The 16,595-nt window shown below is 66.1% G+C and carries 16 protein-coding genes; 3 read left to right on the forward strand and 13 right to left on the reverse strand.

The window, feature by feature from the left end; translation table 11 throughout:
* Positions 1-2 precede the first annotated feature (2 nt).
* Positions 3-1,229, reverse strand: coding sequence for a GGDEF domain-containing protein (locus BLT40_RS08745; RefSeq protein ID WP_090352691.1), 1,227 nt, complete (start codon positions 1,227-1,229; stop codon positions 3-5).
* Positions 1,230-1,347: 118 nt separating this feature from the next.
* Entirely contained in the window at positions 1,348-1,548 is a 201-nt protein-coding gene (locus BLT40_RS08750; protein ID WP_036110401.1) for a hypothetical protein, read from the reverse strand.
* A gap of 151 nt (positions 1,549-1,699) precedes the next feature.
* Between BLT40_RS08750 and dusB the strand changes: the two genes are divergently transcribed.
* Complete coding sequence (gene dusB / locus BLT40_RS08755) at positions 1,700-2,686, forward strand: tRNA dihydrouridine synthase DusB (RefSeq protein WP_090352692.1); 987 nt, start codon at positions 1,700-1,702, stop codon at positions 2,684-2,686.
* Positions 2,687-2,780: 94 nt separating this feature from the next.
* On the opposite strand, the gene BLT40_RS08760 is transcribed toward dusB, so the two are convergent.
* The 8 genes from BLT40_RS08760 to BLT40_RS19945 all read right to left on the reverse strand — a co-directional run bounded on the left by BLT40_RS08760 (position 2,781) and on the right by BLT40_RS19945 (position 11,115).
* Positions 2,781-4,073 carry a dicarboxylate/amino acid:cation symporter gene (locus BLT40_RS08760; RefSeq protein WP_090352693.1) on the reverse strand — a complete coding sequence of 431 codons (1,293 nt, stop codon included), beginning with the start codon at positions 4,071-4,073 and terminating at the stop codon, positions 2,781-2,783.
* Positions 4,074-4,091: 18 nt separating this feature from the next.
* On the reverse strand, positions 4,092-4,973 hold the full coding sequence (locus BLT40_RS08765; RefSeq protein ID WP_090352694.1) for an amidohydrolase family protein: 882 nt from the start codon (positions 4,971-4,973) through the stop codon (positions 4,092-4,094).
* Entirely contained in the window at positions 4,966-5,658 is a 693-nt protein-coding gene (locus BLT40_RS08770; protein ID WP_090352695.1) for a 4-carboxy-4-hydroxy-2-oxoadipate aldolase/oxaloacetate decarboxylase, read from the reverse strand. Before BLT40_RS08770 ends, BLT40_RS08765 begins: the two co-directional genes overlap by 8 nt.
* Entirely contained in the window at positions 5,655-6,377 is a 723-nt protein-coding gene (locus BLT40_RS08775; protein WP_303048751.1) for a PIG-L deacetylase family protein, read from the reverse strand. Before BLT40_RS08775 ends, BLT40_RS08770 begins: the two co-directional genes overlap by 4 nt.
* A gap of 21 nt (positions 6,378-6,398) precedes the next feature.
* Positions 6,399-7,481 carry a 4-oxalomesaconate tautomerase gene (locus BLT40_RS08780; RefSeq protein ID WP_090352696.1) on the reverse strand — a complete coding sequence of 361 codons (1,083 nt, stop codon included), beginning with the start codon at positions 7,479-7,481 and terminating at the stop codon, positions 6,399-6,401.
* Between the two features lie 137 nt (positions 7,482-7,618).
* Positions 7,619-8,545 (reverse strand): LysR substrate-binding domain-containing protein, encoded by a 927-nt coding sequence (locus BLT40_RS08785; RefSeq protein ID WP_218124538.1) that lies wholly within the window; start codon positions 8,543-8,545, stop codon positions 7,619-7,621.
* Between the two features lie 46 nt (positions 8,546-8,591).
* A complete protein-coding gene (locus BLT40_RS08790; RefSeq protein ID WP_090352697.1) occupies positions 8,592-9,944 on the reverse strand; it encodes a carbohydrate porin in 1,353 nt (450 codons plus the stop codon).
* Positions 9,945-10,110: 166 nt separating this feature from the next.
* Positions 10,111-11,115: a glycoside hydrolase family 15 protein gene (locus BLT40_RS19945; RefSeq protein ID WP_143025858.1), complete on the reverse strand. Its 1,005-nt coding sequence runs from the start codon at positions 11,113-11,115 to the stop codon at positions 10,111-10,113.
* 159 nt (positions 11,116-11,274) lie between these two features.
* Here BLT40_RS19945 and BLT40_RS08805 point away from each other — a divergent pair, with 159 nt between their 5' ends.
* Together BLT40_RS08805 and fdhD are read left to right on the forward strand one after the other, a co-directional pair.
* Complete coding sequence (locus tag BLT40_RS08805; protein ID WP_090352700.1) at positions 11,275-13,614, forward strand: FdhF/YdeP family oxidoreductase; 2,340 nt, start codon at positions 11,275-11,277, stop codon at positions 13,612-13,614.
* Entirely contained in the window at positions 13,601-14,410 is an 810-nt protein-coding gene (gene fdhD / locus BLT40_RS08810) for a formate dehydrogenase accessory sulfurtransferase FdhD (protein WP_090352701.1), read from the forward strand. Before BLT40_RS08805 ends, fdhD begins: the two co-directional genes overlap by 14 nt.
* A gap of 28 nt (positions 14,411-14,438) precedes the next feature.
* On the opposite strand, the gene BLT40_RS08815 is transcribed toward fdhD, so the two are convergent.
* The 3 genes from BLT40_RS08815 to BLT40_RS08825 are packed head-to-tail and all read right to left on the reverse strand — an operon-like array spanning position 14,439 to position 16,500.
* Positions 14,439-14,777 (reverse strand): hypothetical protein, encoded by a 339-nt coding sequence (locus BLT40_RS08815; protein WP_139382633.1) that lies wholly within the window; start codon positions 14,775-14,777, stop codon positions 14,439-14,441.
* Complete coding sequence (locus BLT40_RS08820) at positions 14,774-15,307, reverse strand: molybdenum cofactor guanylyltransferase (protein ID WP_255363979.1); 534 nt, start codon at positions 15,305-15,307, stop codon at positions 14,774-14,776. Before BLT40_RS08820 ends, BLT40_RS08815 begins: the two co-directional genes overlap by 4 nt.
* The gene (locus BLT40_RS08825; RefSeq protein WP_090352702.1) at positions 15,304-16,500 is read right to left on the reverse strand and encodes a molybdopterin molybdotransferase MoeA; all 1,197 of its coding nucleotides are present in this window, start codon (positions 16,498-16,500) and stop codon (positions 15,304-15,306) included. Before BLT40_RS08825 ends, BLT40_RS08820 begins: the two co-directional genes overlap by 4 nt.
* Positions 16,501-16,595: the final 95 nt, after the last annotated feature.

A 16,595-nucleotide genomic window follows, 5' to 3' on the forward strand; every position in this document is an offset into this window, starting at 1 on the left:
CTTTACGCCAATTCGCAGCGGTTGCGTCCCAGACGCTTCGCTGCGTAAAGCGCACGATCGGCCCGGTCGAACGCCCTCGCGGGGGTGTCGTCCGGGCCGAATTGTGTGATGCCGCCCGACATGGTCACCGTCACGGGCTTGCCGCTCGCATGGAAGGCCAGCCGCGCCACCATGGCGCAGAGGCCCTCGGCTTTCAGCCTCGCCTGCTCCGGCGACGCGCCGCCGAACACGACGACGAACTCTTCCCCGCCGTAGCGCGCGACGAAAGCGTCTTCGGGTAACTCACGCGTAAATGTCTGACCGACGATGCGCAGGACGGCATCGCCTGCCGCGTGACCAAAGCTGTCGTTGATCGTCTTGAAGTGGTCGATGTCAAAGGCGGCCACGCATACGGCCCGACCCGTGTTCCGTACATCCTGCTCGATGCCTTCCATGTGCCGCTCGTAAGCCAGCCGGTTGGGCAGGCCCGTGAGTGGGTCGGTGACGGCCAGCACGTGCTCGCGTCGGAGAGAATCCTGCAGCGAAGTGGTCTGTGTCTCCAGTTCGGCCACGCGGTCGCGCATACGCTCGGCACGGTCACGATAGGCGGCCATGCGGGCGTCCTCCCGCTCCCGGTATTCCCTGAAGTGACTGTCGATCAGGGACAGGCGGGAGTTGACCTCCGCCTGCAAGGTGCCCAGATCGGTGGCGGCGAGCGTGCTTTCGCCGAGCGCCTTCATCTCCTCGCGCACGGTGGCATCCAGTTGCCGGCTGCCTTCCGCGGCGTCGCCGTGGTCCAGCTCCGCCGCAAGATATCGCGTCATGTCACCCAGGCGCGCGCTCACCGCGGCAAGCAGGTCCTGCAGGCGGGCGATGTCCGCGCGCAGCGACACGACCATGTCGTCGTCAACGGGCGCATCGGCCAATGCCTCCGTAGCGACGAGCGTCGCCACCGGGGCGTCATCGTTGACGGCGGGCGGCAGGCGATCCAGGCCGGCCACCGCTTCGGTCAGCGAGTCCAGCAAGGCGTCCAAGACGGCCGGATTCGGTGAGTCGCGCAGAGCCTCGTTGAGCCGGTCGAGCAGACGGTCGACATCCGTGCCCTGCCCCCGCGCCAGCGCGGTCAGACGGACGGCGAGCCGGCGCAGGCCTTCTTCGAGATCGCGGAAATCGCGCTCGTCGCGCTCCATCCGCTCCAGCGCGAGATGGTATTTGCGCTCCCAGATGTCCTGCTCCACCCCGGTCCCCATGGTCTGGCTTACGCCCCTGTTGGCATCGTACCGGCGAAACGGCGCCGGTCATGGGAAGCATAACGGCCGGTGACCGCCTTTCTTGACGGTCCGGCTCCGACGGCCCTGCTCCGACCGCTCAGCCCCGGACGGGGCGCAGCATCCGGCAGATACCCACGATCGGCCGGCGTGGACCGCAGGGGTCGGTGCTGGCGGGGTCGCCGGCACGATGCGCCGCGAGGCTGTCGAACGAGGGGCGTCCCGCACCGCCGGCGCAGCCACAGGCCACGGCGAGCAGAAACCCCGCGCCGATGGCGATCGCACTCGTCTTGATTCGCATGACTGCTCCCCCGTCGTCACCTCCGACGTTAGGCCGTCTGGCGCGACGGAACAATAGTCCGAACGGTCGCCGGGCGATCCTTGCCGAAGATGCCCAGATGGCCCGCGGGCGTGAAAACCGCAGGACGCGACGGTTTGCTAAAATCGCCGGCATGCGCATCGGCCCCTACTCCATCGCGCCCGGCGTGGTGCTCGCGCCCATGGCCGGCGTGACCGACAAACCGTTCCGTCTCCTGTGCAAGCGCATGGGGGCCGGCCTCGCCGTGTCCGAGATGACCGCCTCCGACCCGCGCCTCTGGAACACCACCAAGTCGCTCCGCCGCATGGACCACGACGGCGAACCCGAGCCGGTCAGTGTTCAGATCGCGGGCTACGACCCGGGCATGCTCGCCGAGGCCGCGAAGTACAACGCCGACAACGGCGCCCAGATCGTCGATATCAATATGGGCTGTCCGGCGAAGAAGGTCTGCAACGTCTGGGCCGGCTCCGCCCTGCTCCAGGACGAACCGCTCGTCGCGCGCATTCTCCAGGCCGTCGTGAAGGCCGTGGACGTCCCGGTCACGCTGAAGATCCGCACCGGCTGGGACCGTGAGCACCGCAACGCGCTGACCATCGCGAAGATCGCCGAAGACGCGGGCATCGCGGCGCTGGCGGTGCACGGGCGCACCCGCGCGGACAAGTACGAAGGCGACGCCGAATACGCCACTATCGCCGCCGTGAAGGCGAGCGTGCGCATTCCGGTGATGGCCAACGGCGATGTGGTGACGCCGGAAAAGGCACGCGACGTACTCGCGGCCACGGGCGCCGACGCGATCATGGTGGGACGCGGCGCACAGGGCCGCCCGTGGATCTTCCGCGAGATCGCCCACCACCTCGAAACCGGCGGCTTCCTCGCGGAGCCGACGCCCACCGAGGTGCGCGACATCCTCTCCGGGCATCTCGAACAGCTGTATGCGTTCTACGGCGAGAAGATGGGCGTGCGTATCGCGCGCAAGCACCTGGGCTGGTATGCGAAGGACCGGCCGGAAAATGCGGCCTTCCGCCACGTCGTCAATCAGGCCGAAGACGCCGCCACGCAGCTCCGCCTTACACGCGAGTATTTCGATGCGCTGGCGGCTGGGGTTTCGCTCGCCGCCTGAGGTCCAGGGTTCCAGCCTGCCCACGGCCTCAGCCGAGCAACACGACGGAGGCGGCGGATGCCGCCAGACCACGTGTCGCGAAGCGGCTACCCGATTACGCCGCCTTCAGCACCGCCTGCAGCTTCGACCGGTCGAGCTCCTTCTCCCACGCACACACGACAATCGCAGCCACCCCATTGCCGACGAGGTTGGTCATCGCCAGCCCCGTGCCGAGGAACCGGTGAATGCCAAGGATCAACACCATGCCAGCAACCGGCACGACCGGCACGACGCTCAGCGTGGATGCCAGCATCACCAGCGCGGCTCCTGCGACGCCGCTCGCGCCCTTCGACGTCAGCATGCCCACGATCGCCACCGTGATCTGCTGCTGGATGGTGAGCTCGATGTTCAGTGCCTGCGCGATGAACAGGATCGCCATCGTCAGGTAGATGTTGGTGCCGTCGAGGTTGAACGAATAGCCCGTCGGCACGACCAGACCCACGGTTTCCTTCGGGCAGCCGAGGTCTTCCATCTTGCGCATCAGCGGCGCCAGCACCACTTCCGACGAGCTCGTGCCCAGAACGATGAGCAGCTCGTCGCGGATGTATGCGCAGAAACGAATGATGCTGAAGCCCGCGATCCGCGCGACGAGCCCCAGCACCAGCACGACGAAGATCACGCAGACCAGATAGAAGCTGCCGATCAGCTCCATCAGCGGGACCAGCGAAACGACGCCGTACTTGCCGATGGTGAAAGCCATCGCGCCGAACGCACCGATCGACGACACCGCGGTGATGTAGTGCACGATCTTGAAGAATACCTGCGCACCCGCCTCGATCACGTCGTACACCGGCTTGCCGCGCTCACCGATCGCCGCAAGCGCGCAGCCGAACAGCACCGAGATCAACAGGATCGAGAGCACATCGCCCTTGGCGAACGCGTTGACGAAGGTGGTCGGAATGATCGACAGCAGAAAGTCGACCGACTCGATGTTGTGGCCCTGCGCGACGTAGTTGCCGACCTCTGAAGCCTTCAGCGTTGCCGGATCGACGTTGAAGCTGCTGCCGGGATGGAACACGTGGCCCGCGACGAGTCCGAAAAACAGGGCGACCGTCGAGATCATCTCGAAATAGAGCAACGCCTTACCGCCGACACGACCCACCTTGCGCATGTCGCGCATACCGGCAATGCCCGTGACCACCGTGCAGAAGATGATCGGACCGATCACCATCTTGATCAGGGCGATGAAGCCGTCACCCAGCGGCTTCATCTTCTGCGCGTATTCCGGGGAAAGGTAACCGAGCGCCACGCCGATCACGACCGCGATGAGGACCTGTATGTACAGCTGCCGGTAGAAAGGCTTGCGCGGCTTCGGTGACGGGAGGGTCGTTGCGGTGCTCTCGGACATGGAGTTCTCGGCGTTCGATCAGGCGAAGTCGTACAGGCGCGCAGGATTGTCGATGAGCAACCGCTTGCGCAGGTCTTCATCCGGGCAGAAACGGAACATCAGGTCGACCAGACCGCCATCATTGGGCATGTCTTTGGAGATGTTCGGATGCGGGAAGTCCGTACCCCACAGCACGCGGTCCGGTGCCGTTTCGATCAGCTTGCTGGCGAACGGGATGGCGTCGTCGAACGGCTTTTTGCCGACGGACACGCGCTCGGCACCGCAGACCTTCACCCACGCCAGCGGATTGTCGCGCATCAGCTCGACCAGCAGGCGGAACGGTTCCTGCTCAACGCCTCTGACGGCCTGCACACGGCCCATGTGGTCGATGACGAACGGAATACGGATCTTCGACAGGGTGTCCTGAAGTTCGACGATGTCGTTCGCGTCCAGGTGCAGCACCACGTGCCAGCCCATCTCCGCGATGCGGTCGAGGACCCGCCAGAACACCTTCATGTCCGGGCGGCCGCCGAGATGCTGGACGAAGTTGAAGCGCACGCCACGCACGCCGCCGTCGTTAAGCGCGACCAGACCCTTCTCGTCGATGCCGTCATCGACGATGGCGACGCCACGATAACGCCCCTCGCCGCGCGCGATGGCGTCGAGCATCGCGGTGTTGTCGGTGCCGTGGCAGCTGGCCTGGACGATGACGCCACGGTCGAAACCGAGAAAGTCATGCAGTGCGACCAGGTGTTCGTACGGTGCGTCGGGAGGGGTGTAGCTGCGGTCCGCGGCGTACGGAAAACGATTCGCCGGACCGAAGACGTGGCAGTGCGCGTCGCAGGACCCCGCGGGGAGCGCCTGCGCAGGTCGGGTCGGGTTCGGATCGGGGGGAAGGCAGGATTTCGAGGGATCATTCATTCGGGAGATCGTCCACATAGCGCAGACCGGCTTCGGCCAGTTTCGGTCGCATGTCATAGAGGTCCAGCCCGAGTTCGCCGGCGGCGAGACGCTCGCGCTTCGATGCTTCGTTCATCACGCGCTTGCGCGAGGCCGCGATGGCTTTCTCGACCGTCGCATGGGTGACGACGACGACACCATCGTCGTCGGCCACGATCGCGTCACCGGGCCTGACCAGCTGGCCGCCGATGACCACCGGCACGTTGACCGAGCCGAGCGTGGCCTTGACCGTGCCGCGCGCATGCACGGCGCGCGCCCAGACCGGGAACCCCATGCGACGCAGCTCGGCACTGTCGCGCACACCGGCGTCGATGACCAGGCCGGCGACCCCGCGCGCCTGCAACGACGTGGCGAGCAGGTCGCCGAACATGCCATCGGTGTTCCCGGTCGTGCAGGCGACGACGAGGATGTCGCCAGGGCGACACTGCTCCACCGCCACGTGCAGCATCCAGTTGTCGCCAGGCTGTGCGAGCACGGTGACCGCCGAGCCGGCGATGGACGCGTCGTGCTGGATCGGCGCGATGGGTGGCTGAAACAGACCGATACGACCCTGCGCTTCGTGCACGGTGGCCACGCCCATCGAAGCGAGCGATTCGGCCTGCTCCTTCGTGATCGAAGGGCGATTGCGGACGACGATACCGATCATGCCAGGGTCCCTTGCGTGACGTGCGGGAACACGCGCTGGAAGGCTTCGGCGTAGGTGATCTTGAACTCCGAGTTACGCGACGCCTGGGCACCGCGTTGCAGACCGACGCGGGTGTAGTACTCCCACAGATGCTCCTGCGCGCGCATCGTCTCGAATGCGGCCTTTTTCTTTTCCCACACCGGGGTGATGTCCAGGAACAGCTCGGGCTTCCACTCGCACTGTTCCGGCTGATGCGGCTCGAAGAGAAACACGGGCGGCGCGCCGATCACCGGCACCTGCGGCTCATGGCCGTGGGCCTGCGCGACGACGCGCGCCTCCTGCGCCACGTGGGTCGCCAGCGGGTGGTCGAAGTTATACGGATCTTTCAGCGAGTGGCTGAGCACGAAGGACGGACGCAGTTCGCGGTAGACCTTGGCCAGATGGAACACGACGTCGAGATCGGCGCGCATCGGGTAGTCGCCGATGTCCATGAACTCGACGCTGGCACCGAGTATATCGGCCGCTTCCTGTGCTTCCGCGCGACGATCGGTCTTTACCTTCTCCATCGTCATACCGGCCTGCCGCCACAGCTTGGCGGACTCGCCGCGCTCGCCGAAGGACAGGCAGACGATATGCACTTTCCACCCCTGTGCGGCGTGCAGCGCGATGGCGCCGCCGGCGCGCCAGACGAAGTCGGCGGAGTGGGCACTGACGATGAGAGCGGTCTTCTGGTCGGACATCATGGACTCCAGGGGGAAGGATCAGGCGGCAGGTCCGCGCCAGATCGAAGGTGAGACGGGAACGGTGCCGCGCATGAGCAGGCGGGCCGTACGAAGTAGCGCGGCGCGTACGACGCGGTGACCTTTGAGGCCGACCTCGACGCTGAATTCGCCGGTGGGGTGTTCGATGGAGAGCGTGCGTGTGTCGCCTTCGCTCTGTGTCGCCAGGTCGAACGCGACCGAGCCCGGCAGCACCGCGGCCGTGGCGACGGTGACCGCGCCCAGCACGCCGATCGACGTGTGGCAGTCGTGCGGGATGAAGGTGCGCGTGCCGAGCGTTCCACCGGCGCGGGGCGCCGAAACGAGAGTGATCTTGGGCACCGGCTTCGTGCTGACGTCGCCGAGGTTCATCAGCGGCGCGGCCTTCAGGCGCAGCGCCTCGATGCGAGCCTTCAGCGTGTCGTTCGCATCGAGCTCGGCTGGGGTCTCGTCACCGCGGACGCCCAGATCGGCCGCCGCGATGATCATGACCGGCATGCCGTTGTCGATCAGGGTCATCTCGATGCCGTCCACCGTGTCGCGTACGTTGCCGGTGGGCAGCAGGCTGCCGGTGAGCGAGCCTTCCGTATCGAGGAAGCGACAGGTCACCGGCGCGGCCGGGCGCGGCACGCCATCGATACGGGCGTCACCGTCGTACATCGGAACGCCGTCGGGCGTGACGATGGTGATTTCGGCGATGACGCCAGTGTTCACCGTGCGCACGCGGCGCGTCGTCGTCCCCGCGTCGGCGGCGATCAGCCCGGCTTCGATAGCGGCCGGCAACGCGGCTGCCAGCATGTTGCCGCAGTTGGGCGTGGTATCGACGCGCGCGTCGGCGATGCCGACCTGAGCGAACAGGAAGTCGAGGTCGGCGACGCCGTCGGCAGGAATCGAAAGAATGCCGGCCTTGCTGGTCAGCGTCCTGGCGCCGCCCAGACCGTCGATCTGGCGCTCATCGGGCGAGCCCATGACCGCAAGAATGACCGCATCGCGTGTGGCCGTATCGTCGGGGAGGTCGCGGGCCAGGAAGAACGGACCCTTGGACGTGCCGCCGCGCAGGTACCAGCAGGGAATCTCATGAGCCATCGATACAGGACGCCGTTCGGGAATAACAGCGACGATGGTCGTCCCGCGAGGCCCCATGAACAACGCGATGCCCTGCCTATCTGATATGCGCTATTCGCATACCATCGCCTAAGTCTTGCGTATTGTGCATTGCAGCATCAGGTCGGAGGATCGAGCTTGCCTTCGGCTATCAGCTCGTCGACCAGCAGCAGCGCGCGTTCCGTGATCGGACTCATCGGTCGCTGCGTGGGTGTCGCGACCACCAGCCGGGTCACGATATTGGGCATCACGATCGGCACGGCATGCAGGTCATGCGGCCCACGCCGCGACAGCACCGCATTACGCGAAAGCACACCGTAGCCCACCCCGCGTTCGACCAGATCGAGCAGCGAGCGCACCGAGTCGATTTCCAGCCTTACGTCCAGCGGTACGCCGTAACGCGCCGCGTCCGCCTCGATCAGCTGACGGACGGAATGCAGCGGCGAAGGGATGATCAGCGGGTACTGACCCAGCGTGGCAAGAGGCACGTTCTCGGGCATCGAGTGCCCGTCGTTCCGGCTGCCGATCAGGTAGAGCTCTTCGGAATGCACATGTCGGAAACGCATGTTCGCATTGACCGACGGGTTGTACAGCAAGGCGCAATCGAGGCGGCCGAGCTGCAGCCATTCCAGCAGGCTGGCGCTCAGCGCCTCCACCACGCTGATCTGCGCGGCGGGATAGCGTTCACGAAAACGCATCACCAGATCCACGGTGAGCAGGCTGCCCACACTGGGCGGCAGACCGATGGCGATCTTGCCGCCGAACACGCCGCGAGCCTGTCCGAGCTGCATGCGCGCGACCTCCACCTGACGGAGGATGCCGCGACCGTGTTCTACCAGTTCGCGCCCCGCATCGGTGGCCACGACGCCGCGTCCGTTGCGCTCGAGCAGGTGCGTGCCCAGCTCGATCTCGAGCTGACGGACCTGTCGACTGAGCAGGGACTGTGAAACGTCGAGCGTGGCGGCCGCACGCGTGAGGCTGCCGAATTCGACGATGCGGATGAAGCTCTGCAGGTGTTTCAGGTCCACTGTCGGTTCGCGCGCCATGTCGTGATCGGGACCCGATTATGTGCGCAGATGCGTGCAGGCTGCCTCACGGGCTGCCGATGCCGCCCAGGTTGACCATCACGCGAAGTCCGACAACGATGGCATTCGCCGGAACGCGCCTGACGCCTACGGTGTTGCCGAGAATGTCCGGATGCACGATGTACTGCAGATTGGGAACCAGACTCACCACCGGGAGGAGCTTGTAGCTGTAGTTGAGTTCGGTCATCCATTCGTTACGATCGAACCGCGCGTCGGTACCGCTGTTTCTGTGGATGAGTTCGTCTTCGTAGGCCACCGCTTTGCGACTGAACCGGAAGAGCGTCGCCTGGAATCCCAGCGAGTCGTTGGGACGGCCGGCCGCAAGGCCAGTCCACAGCGCGCCGAATGTCGACTGCAGCGTGTAGTTTTCCGCATTGTCCAGCGGACCGGTCAGTGAACCGAAGATCGCGAGATGGCGAGTATCGGTCGTCGGGTCGGGCTTCCAGATCACTTTGTCCGCGAGCACGTAAAGTCCGTAGCGGCCACCGTCGTAGGTTCGCGCCGTGCCACCCGACAGTGCGCGATGCTGCCCCCGGGTATTCAGTTCCGGATCGGTGAAGTCCGCCGAGTTGTACCAGCCGCCGATTTTCAGATGCCTCGGGTAGGGATCGTTGGCGAAGCTGGTCTCGTAGCCTGTTTCGACCGGGATCATCACACCGGTGGAGTCATTCAGGCCGAGGTTGAGGCCGTTGTTGTTCCTGCGCTCCGGGTTGATCTCGAACGCGCCGATCGACACATATCGCGCATCCGGCTGGTACTTAACGCGGGCGCCCCAGTTCACGTACGGGAAACCGCTGAAACCACCCGACGTATTGGTCAGCTGGAACGGGCAGTCCGGTGCCGAGACGAAGCGACAGCCATACGTCGACCGCGCGAACTGCCATGTCGCGTTCATCCGTCCGGCGAGCACGTTGAGGTGGCTGCCTGCGAACTGTTGCTCCCATGTCAGGGTTGCCAGCTGCCATTGGCGCTTCGGATACCAATAGCCCTGAACCTTCTGAATCACGCCGATATCCTCGGCGGCAAGGCTGTGCCCGTAGTATCGGGTGAAGGTGACATGCACTTTGGCGCCTGCGATCCCCGCCAGCCTGGCCATGTCGAGATCGGCACCGCCCACCACGCCGCCGCCGTTGGTTGCGCCGAGCCGCTCGCCACCGCGCACGCTGGCCAACCAGTCGTTGTCCCAGACAAAACGCAGCGAGACACCCTGGTCGCGAAGTGTGTCGACGGGACCTCGGGTGTCCTTCGCCGTTGCCGGCGCCGTCTGCCCCGGCTCCGGTATAGCAGTTGTCGCCTGCGCGTCCACGACGCCCGGGGCAACGATAGCGAGCAGGACGATGGCGATGCGGTGGAACGTCATGAGCGGCAGACCCCCTTCAGACAGCCGGGACACCGGCTGGGCGGGAGCGATGCTGGCTGTGCGGCGGCAGGCGAACAACGCCCGGGCGCGCCTATCAGCTATGCGTAAAACTCATGCCTTGCATGACGCCATGACTTTGATGCAACGCATCAACAGAATTCTGCGGTCACACCGCGCGCAAAGGGTCGGTCTGCGGCAGTGCCGCATGACGAAGCGCCGGCGGCAATCCGGCATCGCCGTATCGCTCGGTGTAGTGCGCGAGCGTCGAAACGAAGGCCTCGTCGGCTCCCCATGAAGCGGCATCCACCTCCACCGACTGCACATGGACGTGGCTCAGGAGGTCGACACATTCCTGCCGGTAGCCCAGCGCGAGGAAACGCGCGGCGGCGCGGGAGCACTCGCCCAGCGGAGCCGGCGCATAGCCATGCGCGCCGGGGCGCTCGCAGATCATCCCGGCGCCCGTCGCGCATGCGAGCTTCAGCGCGAGGACGTCGCGGAGGCGCTCGTCGAAATCCTCACCCTTGTAGCGGCACCGGTCGCTCCACCAGGTCCAATAATGAATGGTGTCACCGAGGCCGTGCAGCGTGTCCGCGATCAGCGCCGGACCGCCGTCCAGCGGCGCGGCGGCGATGACCAGCGCCGCACTCTGTCCCGCGCGGAGGTGCACGGACGCCGAAGCGCATTCGTCGCTGAAATCCAGAAGGTGCGAGCACGCCACGTAGGCGCCGTCGACGGTGCGCCCTTCGAGACCCGGAGCGGCATCCAGGGCGAGCCCGCACGTGAGGCGGAACGTCACCTCGCCCTCGGTGCAGGTCACGATACGGACGAAACGGCCCGCGGCGACGGCGTCTCCCTGCCCCGGCCGCCCCTCGGCCAGCGCCATGAAGTCGACGACGCGGAGCTCGGCACCGCCAATGCGCCCCGTGGACTCGATGACGTTGGTACCCGGCACGTACGCCTGGTCCCAGACGACGTCGCCGTCCACGTCGAGCACCAGCAGGGACCGATCGACCCGTGACGACGCCAGCTCGCGCTTCGAGCGATCGAGCGACAGGCACGCCAGGGCGGCGTCGGCGCGCACGCGCCCGAACCCACGCAAGTCGCCGATGGGGAGGCCGCCCGAAGGTGTCAGGCCCTCATGCAGCATGGTGGCCGGCTGTTGTGCTTGCACGTCGGTTCTTCCTGGCGCCTGGGGAGGGACGCCGAGCGGCGCGGAGGTTGGGCCAGCGACCGGCAAGGCGATGTGAACACGCCGTACCTTCGTTCAATTTCGCCGGACCCACCGGGGCGTAGAATGAGAGAAGGCATGGGTACCCAACAGGTGACAGGCATGAGCGACAAAGACGTTCCGGGTTTCGAGCCCTACGACGGCCCGGCAGGCGGATGGGGCGCCCTGGGTGCCGTAGCCCGCGCCCTCAGCGGCCAGATGGCGATCGCGCGCGAATCCATCGCCCTGCACAAGGTCAACCAGCCGCAGGGCTTCGACTGTCCGGGCTGCGCATGGCCCGATCCGAAGGAAACCTCGTCGTTCGAGTTCTGCGAGAACGGCGCCAAGGCCGTGTCGTGGGAAGCGACGGCCAAGCGCGTGAAGCCGGAATTCTTTGCGACGAACAAGGTCGCCGATCTGTGGAATCTCACCGACTACACCCTCGAGGGGCTGGGTCGGCTGACCCATCCCCTCGTTTACGACCACGCCAGCGATACCTACCAGCCGATCGGGTGGGACGCCGCGTTCGAGCGTATCGGCGCGGCGCTGCGTGCGCTGCCCGACCCGGACATGGCCGAGTTCTATACCTCCGGGCGCGCGTCCAACGAAGCGGCATTCCTGTACCAGCTGTTCGTCCGCGAGTTCGGCACCAACAATTTTCCCGACTGCTCAAACATGTGCCACGAAGCCACCAGCGTGGGCCTGCCGCAGTCGCTGGGGTCGGGCAAGGGCACGGTGACGCTCGACGACTTCGAGCACTGCGACGCCATCTTCTGCATCGGCCACAACCCGGGCACCAACCATCCGCGCATGCTGTCCACGCTGCGCGAAGCGTCGCTACGCGGCGTGCCCATCGTCGTGCTCAATCCCCTCCCCGAGCGCGGCCTGGAGCGATTCACCTCACCGCAGCATCCGGTCGAGATGATCACCAACCGTTCGGTGCGCATCGCCTCGACCTATTACAAGCTGAAGATCGGCGGCGATGTGGCCGTGCTCAAGGGGATGATGAAGTACCTTCTGGTCGAGGACGCGAAGGCGCTGGCGGAAGGCATGCCTGGCGTCATCGATCGCGACTTCATCGAGGCGAACACCAGCGGTTTCGACGCGCTGGTCGCCGATGTGGAAGCCACCGAATGGCATGCGATCGAACGTAAGTCGGGCCTGACCCGCGCGGAGATCGAACACGCCGCCGGGATCTACGCCAGGGCCACCAAGGTCATCGTCTGCTACGGCATGGGCATCACGCAGCACGCCCACGGCACCGAGAATGTCCAGCAGATCGCCAACCTGCTGCTCATGCGCGGCAACATCGGCCGGGAGGGCGCGGGTATCTGTCCGCTGCGTGGGCATAGCAACGTGCAGGGCGATCGCACGGTGGGCATCACCGAGAAGCCTAACGCGGCCCTCAATGAGGGCATCCGTAAGACCTACGGTTTCGAACCGCCGGTCGAACACGGCCACGATGCGGTCGCGGCCGTCATCGCTATCCGCGAAGGGCGTTCGAAGGCGCTGGTCGCACTCGGCGGCAACCTGGCCGTCGCCATGCCTGACACGGAAGAAACCTTCGCCGCGATGCGCGGCCTCGACCTCGCCGTGCATATCGCGACCAAGCTCAATCGATCGCACCTGATCATTGCGAAGGAGTCGCTGATCCTGCCCTGCCTCGGCCGTACGGAACTCGACGAGCAGGCCACGGGGCCGCAGGCGGTCACCGTGGAAGATTCGATGTCCATGGTGCATGCGTCGGCGGGAACGCTCACGCCCGCCTCGGAGCATCTGCGCTCCGAGCCCTGGATCGTGCGCGGTATCGCCAAAGCGACCTTGCCCGATACGAAGGTCGACTGGGACCGCCTCGTCGGCGATTACAACCTGATCCGCGACGACATCGAAAAGGTCTTTCCGATCTTCTACGACTTCAACAAGCGCGTGAACGTGCCGGGCGGCTTTCGTCTTCGCGTCGCCGCCAGCGAGCGTGCCTGGGATACACCGGACAAGCGTGCGCAGTTCCTGATCGCGCGCGGTCTGGACGAAGACGAGCCGCTGGGCGACGACGACCTGATGCTCACGACGATCCGCTCGCACGACCAGTACAACACGACGATCTACGGCCTCAACGACCGCTATCGCGGCGTGACCGGTCGGCGCGACGTGATCTTCATGCACGAGAAGGATCTCGCCGCGCGCGGGCTCAGGCCGGGCGATCGCATCGATGTCTTCGCTACCGGGATCAACGTGGCCGATGGCAAGGAGCGCGCCGTACGTGGATTCACGGCCGTGGCGTTCGACATCGCGGAAGGTTCGGTGGCGATGTATTACCCCGAGGGGAATGCACTGATCGCGCTCGAGAGTCACGACCGCCGCTCGGGCACACCGGCATACAAGTCGGTACCGGTGCGTATCGTGGCTTCCACCCTGCCGGCGGATTCGCGCGACAAACGCAAGGCGCCGCATGCCGTCGCCTGATCGCCCGCCGCCTGGATGCGCGACGCGGCCCGTGCTGCGTTACGAGCGCGGCCAGGCGACGGAAGATGACGACCGGCTTGCCGAAGAGGTGCCGGTCGCGATGCATTTCGACGGGCAGCCGTTCGCGGTGATGATGGCGACGCCGTGCGATCTCGAGGATTTCGCGCGCGGGTTCGCGTTGACGGAAGGCAAGGTCGCTTCGACCGACGACATCGTGTCCGTCGAGGTGAATGAGGTGCTCGAGGGCATCACGGTGGATGTGCGGACGGTGGGAGCCACCCGTGCCGGCGATACGCGCCGCGGTGAACTCCCCGGGCGCAGCGGCTGCGGCATCTGCGGCAGCCGCGAACTCGAGGACGTGGTCCGCCACCCGGGCCCCGTCGGTTCAGGCCCCACGATCACCCCCGCCGCCATCGAACACGCTCTCGAACTACTCCGCGCCTCGCAACCCATCAACGCCTTCACCGGCTCCGTCCACGCCGCTGCCTGGGCCCTCCCCGACGGCACGCTGATCCACGTTCGCGAGGACGTCGGACGGCACAATGCGCTCGACAAACTCATCGGCGTCCTGCTGACGTCTCGCGTGGATACGAACAAGGGTTTCGTCGCGATCACCAGCCGGGCCAGCTACGAAATGGTGACCAAGGCGGCGGTCGCGGGCATCACCGTGGTGGTCGCCATCTCCGCGCCCACCGCGCTGGCGGTCCACCTCGCCGCGGATTGCGGCGTCACCCTGGTGGGCTTCGCACGACCGGGACGTTTCAACGTCTACACACGTCCCCAGCGCATCGTGTAATCCGCACCGACGCGTGACGCGCGATGGATCAGCCCCGTCGTCGACGCAGGCTGTCTTTTACGTCCACATCGAAACGCACCGTCGTCGCCACCGTGTCGTATCCAGGAATATCGAAGACCAGACCGTCCTTGCTTGGCAGGCGCGACTGCAAGTCTTCAAGCGCCAGCCGCGGTACTTCCATCCGCCACTCGTGTGCATTGCCCGACAGCCCACACACCACGGCGTCGGTCGCGTCGACGGCGTAGCGCATGGTGAATACCGTGCCGAAAGCCGTCGAACCGAGCAACGCGACGTCCTGCAACAGTTCGCTCAGTTCGTCCTCGTCGATGCGCACGCGGATCGTGTCGTTCTCCAGTTGCACTCTCATGCGTTCGCCTCACGCCATTCGTCGGGGGTGTTGCAGTTGACCAGCAGGCGCGTATCCAGTGTGTCGATCGCGAGTCGCGCCGCACCCAGGCGAGACTGCAGGGCCGATACCGAGCAGGTCCTGCCGGGCTGCGTCATGAGTTCAACGAGCGCCATGCGCGAGGCGCCGTCGAGCGTCATGCGCATAGGCAACGGGTAGCCGTGCCACACCGTCGTGCGCTCGGAGCGCGCAGCAATCAGCGGTTCCAGCACGGCATGACTCAGCCGGGGCATATCCACCGGAACGACCAGCAGCTCGCCATCCGGCAGGTATTCCGCCGCGCTGGCGATGCCGCCGACGGGTCCGCTGCGCGGCCACCGGTCGGGTATGCCGCCGGGCCGGTCGCCGCTCACCGCCACGATCGTCGCACCGACGGCGCGCAGCGCCGTGGCCGTCCGTTGCAATAAAGTGCGCCCTTCGATCACGAGCGACGCTTTGTCAGCCCCCATGCGCGAGGACAACCCACCCGCCAGGATGAGCCCGACGATCACGGCGCATCCGCCGGGTCGAGCGGCCAGGCGTCAGCCGTATCGCCGAATGCGTCGGCGGCGCTCAACCACACATCCGCCTGTGTAAATGGCACGATGCGATAGGCCGCTTGTGCCTGCATCAGGCGAATCGCTTCGAGGCCATCGACATCGCTGACGCGTTGGCCAAGGGCAAAATGATGCATGCCCTCGCGCATACCGACGCTCTCGCTCATGCGAACCCGCTGCGACCGCTCGGCGCCGAGACCCGCCATGGCACGAAGTACCGGAGCGACGAAGAAACGATAGCCGACGGCCACCGCGATCGGATTGCCGGGCAAGCTGACCACCATCGTCCCGCGATCGAAACGCGCGGCAAGCAACGGCTTACCCGGGCGCATGGCCACTTTGTGAAAAAGCGTCGTTGCGCCCAGCGAAGCCAGCGCCGAGGGAACGAAGTCGAAGCGTCCCGCGGACACGGCTCCCGTCGTGACGATGAGTTCCGCCCCCGCCCGGAGAGCGTCGCGCACCGCCTCGTGGAATGCGTCGCCGATATCCGGGACGCGACGACGGAACAGGAGCTCGGCGCCCCAGCGAACGAGGCTTGCCGCGAGAAACGGACCGTTGGAATCGTGGATGCCACCGGGCGGCAAGGGCCCGACGGGATGCAGTTCGCTGCCGGTGGTGATGATGGCCACACGCGGCCGACGGGCGACGTCGATCGTTTCGATACCCAGTGCCGCCAGCAACATGATGGCCGCCGCATCGATGCGCCGCCCGATACCCAACGCGAGGCTACCTGCCTCGATGTCGCTACCGGCCGCACGCACGTTCTGCCCGCGGCGTTCGTCGATGGTGAAGCGAACGATACCTCCGCTGCGCTCACACCGCTCGACAGGGACGACGGTGTCGAACCCGGCCGGCATCCGTGCGCCGGTGGCGATTTCGCAGCACTCGGCATCCGGATAGCCTTCGGCGCCGTCGCCTGCCGCGTGCATCGCCGCGATCGCATAAGTCGCACCCGCGGCGATCGTCTCACGCGGTGCGCGTAGTGCGTACCCGTCCATGGCGGCGTTATCGAAGCCTGGGAGGGACATCGGGCTGACGATGTCGGCGGCGAGAATGCGTCCTGCCGCCGTGTCGACCGTGACGCGCTCGCTCTCCAGCTGGCGGGATTCGGCGAGAAGGAGGTCGAGTGCGTCGGGGTAGGAAATCATGGGAGAAGGGTAACCCTTCGTGGGACGGAGAGCATCGGTGACAGGGTTGGCTCCCACCAGAAGGCGGCGATCTGGGGGAGCGTGCCTCGGTCGAT

Origin of the sequence: Dyella sp. 333MFSha, assembly GCF_900102405.1 — a bacterium.
Lineage (GTDB): Bacteria > Pseudomonadota > Gammaproteobacteria > Xanthomonadales > Rhodanobacteraceae > Luteibacter > Luteibacter mycovicinus.

What these genes read in the sequence shown, in the direction of transcription:
- BLT40_RS08745 (WP_090352691.1), bottom strand. Translation starts at nt 1,229, where the DNA reads ATGGGGACCGGGGTGGAGCAGGACATCTGGGAGCGCAAATACCATCTC.
- BLT40_RS08750 (WP_036110401.1), bottom strand. Translation starts at nt 1,548, where the DNA reads ATGCGAATCAAGACGAGTGCGATCGCCATCGGCGCGGGGTTTCTGCTC.
- dusB (WP_090352692.1), top strand. Translation starts at nt 1,700, where the DNA reads ATGCGCATCGGCCCCTACTCCATCGCGCCCGGCGTGGTGCTCGCGCCC.
- BLT40_RS08760 (WP_090352693.1), bottom strand. Translation starts at nt 4,073, where the DNA reads ATGTCCGAGAGCACCGCAACGACCCTCCCGTCACCGAAGCCGCGCAAG.
- BLT40_RS08765 (WP_090352694.1), bottom strand. Translation starts at nt 4,973, where the DNA reads ATGAATGATCCCTCGAAATCCTGCCTTCCCCCCGATCCGAACCCGACC.
- BLT40_RS08770 (WP_090352695.1), bottom strand. Translation starts at nt 5,658, where the DNA reads ATGATCGGTATCGTCGTCCGCAATCGCCCTTCGATCACGAAGGAGCAG.
- BLT40_RS08775 (WP_303048751.1), bottom strand. Translation starts at nt 6,377, where the DNA reads ATGTCCGACCAGAAGACCGCTCTCATCGTCAGTGCCCACTCCGCCGAC.
- BLT40_RS08780 (WP_090352696.1), bottom strand. Translation starts at nt 7,481, where the DNA reads ATGGCTCATGAGATTCCCTGCTGGTACCTGCGCGGCGGCACGTCCAAG.
- BLT40_RS08785 (WP_218124538.1), bottom strand. Translation starts at nt 8,545, where the DNA reads ATGGCGCGCGAACCGACAGTGGACCTGAAACACCTGCAGAGCTTCATC.
- BLT40_RS08790 (WP_090352697.1), bottom strand. Translation starts at nt 9,944, where the DNA reads ATGACGTTCCACCGCATCGCCATCGTCCTGCTCGCTATCGTTGCCCCG.
- BLT40_RS08805 (WP_090352700.1), top strand. Translation starts at nt 11,275, where the DNA reads ATGAGCGACAAAGACGTTCCGGGTTTCGAGCCCTACGACGGCCCGGCA.
- fdhD (WP_090352701.1), top strand. Translation starts at nt 13,601, where the DNA reads ATGCCGTCGCCTGATCGCCCGCCGCCTGGATGCGCGACGCGGCCCGTG.
- BLT40_RS08815 (WP_139382633.1), bottom strand. Translation starts at nt 14,777, where the DNA reads ATGAGAGTGCAACTGGAGAACGACACGATCCGCGTGCGCATCGACGAG.
- BLT40_RS08825 (WP_090352702.1), bottom strand. Translation starts at nt 16,500, where the DNA reads ATGATTTCCTACCCCGACGCACTCGACCTCCTTCTCGCCGAATCCCGC.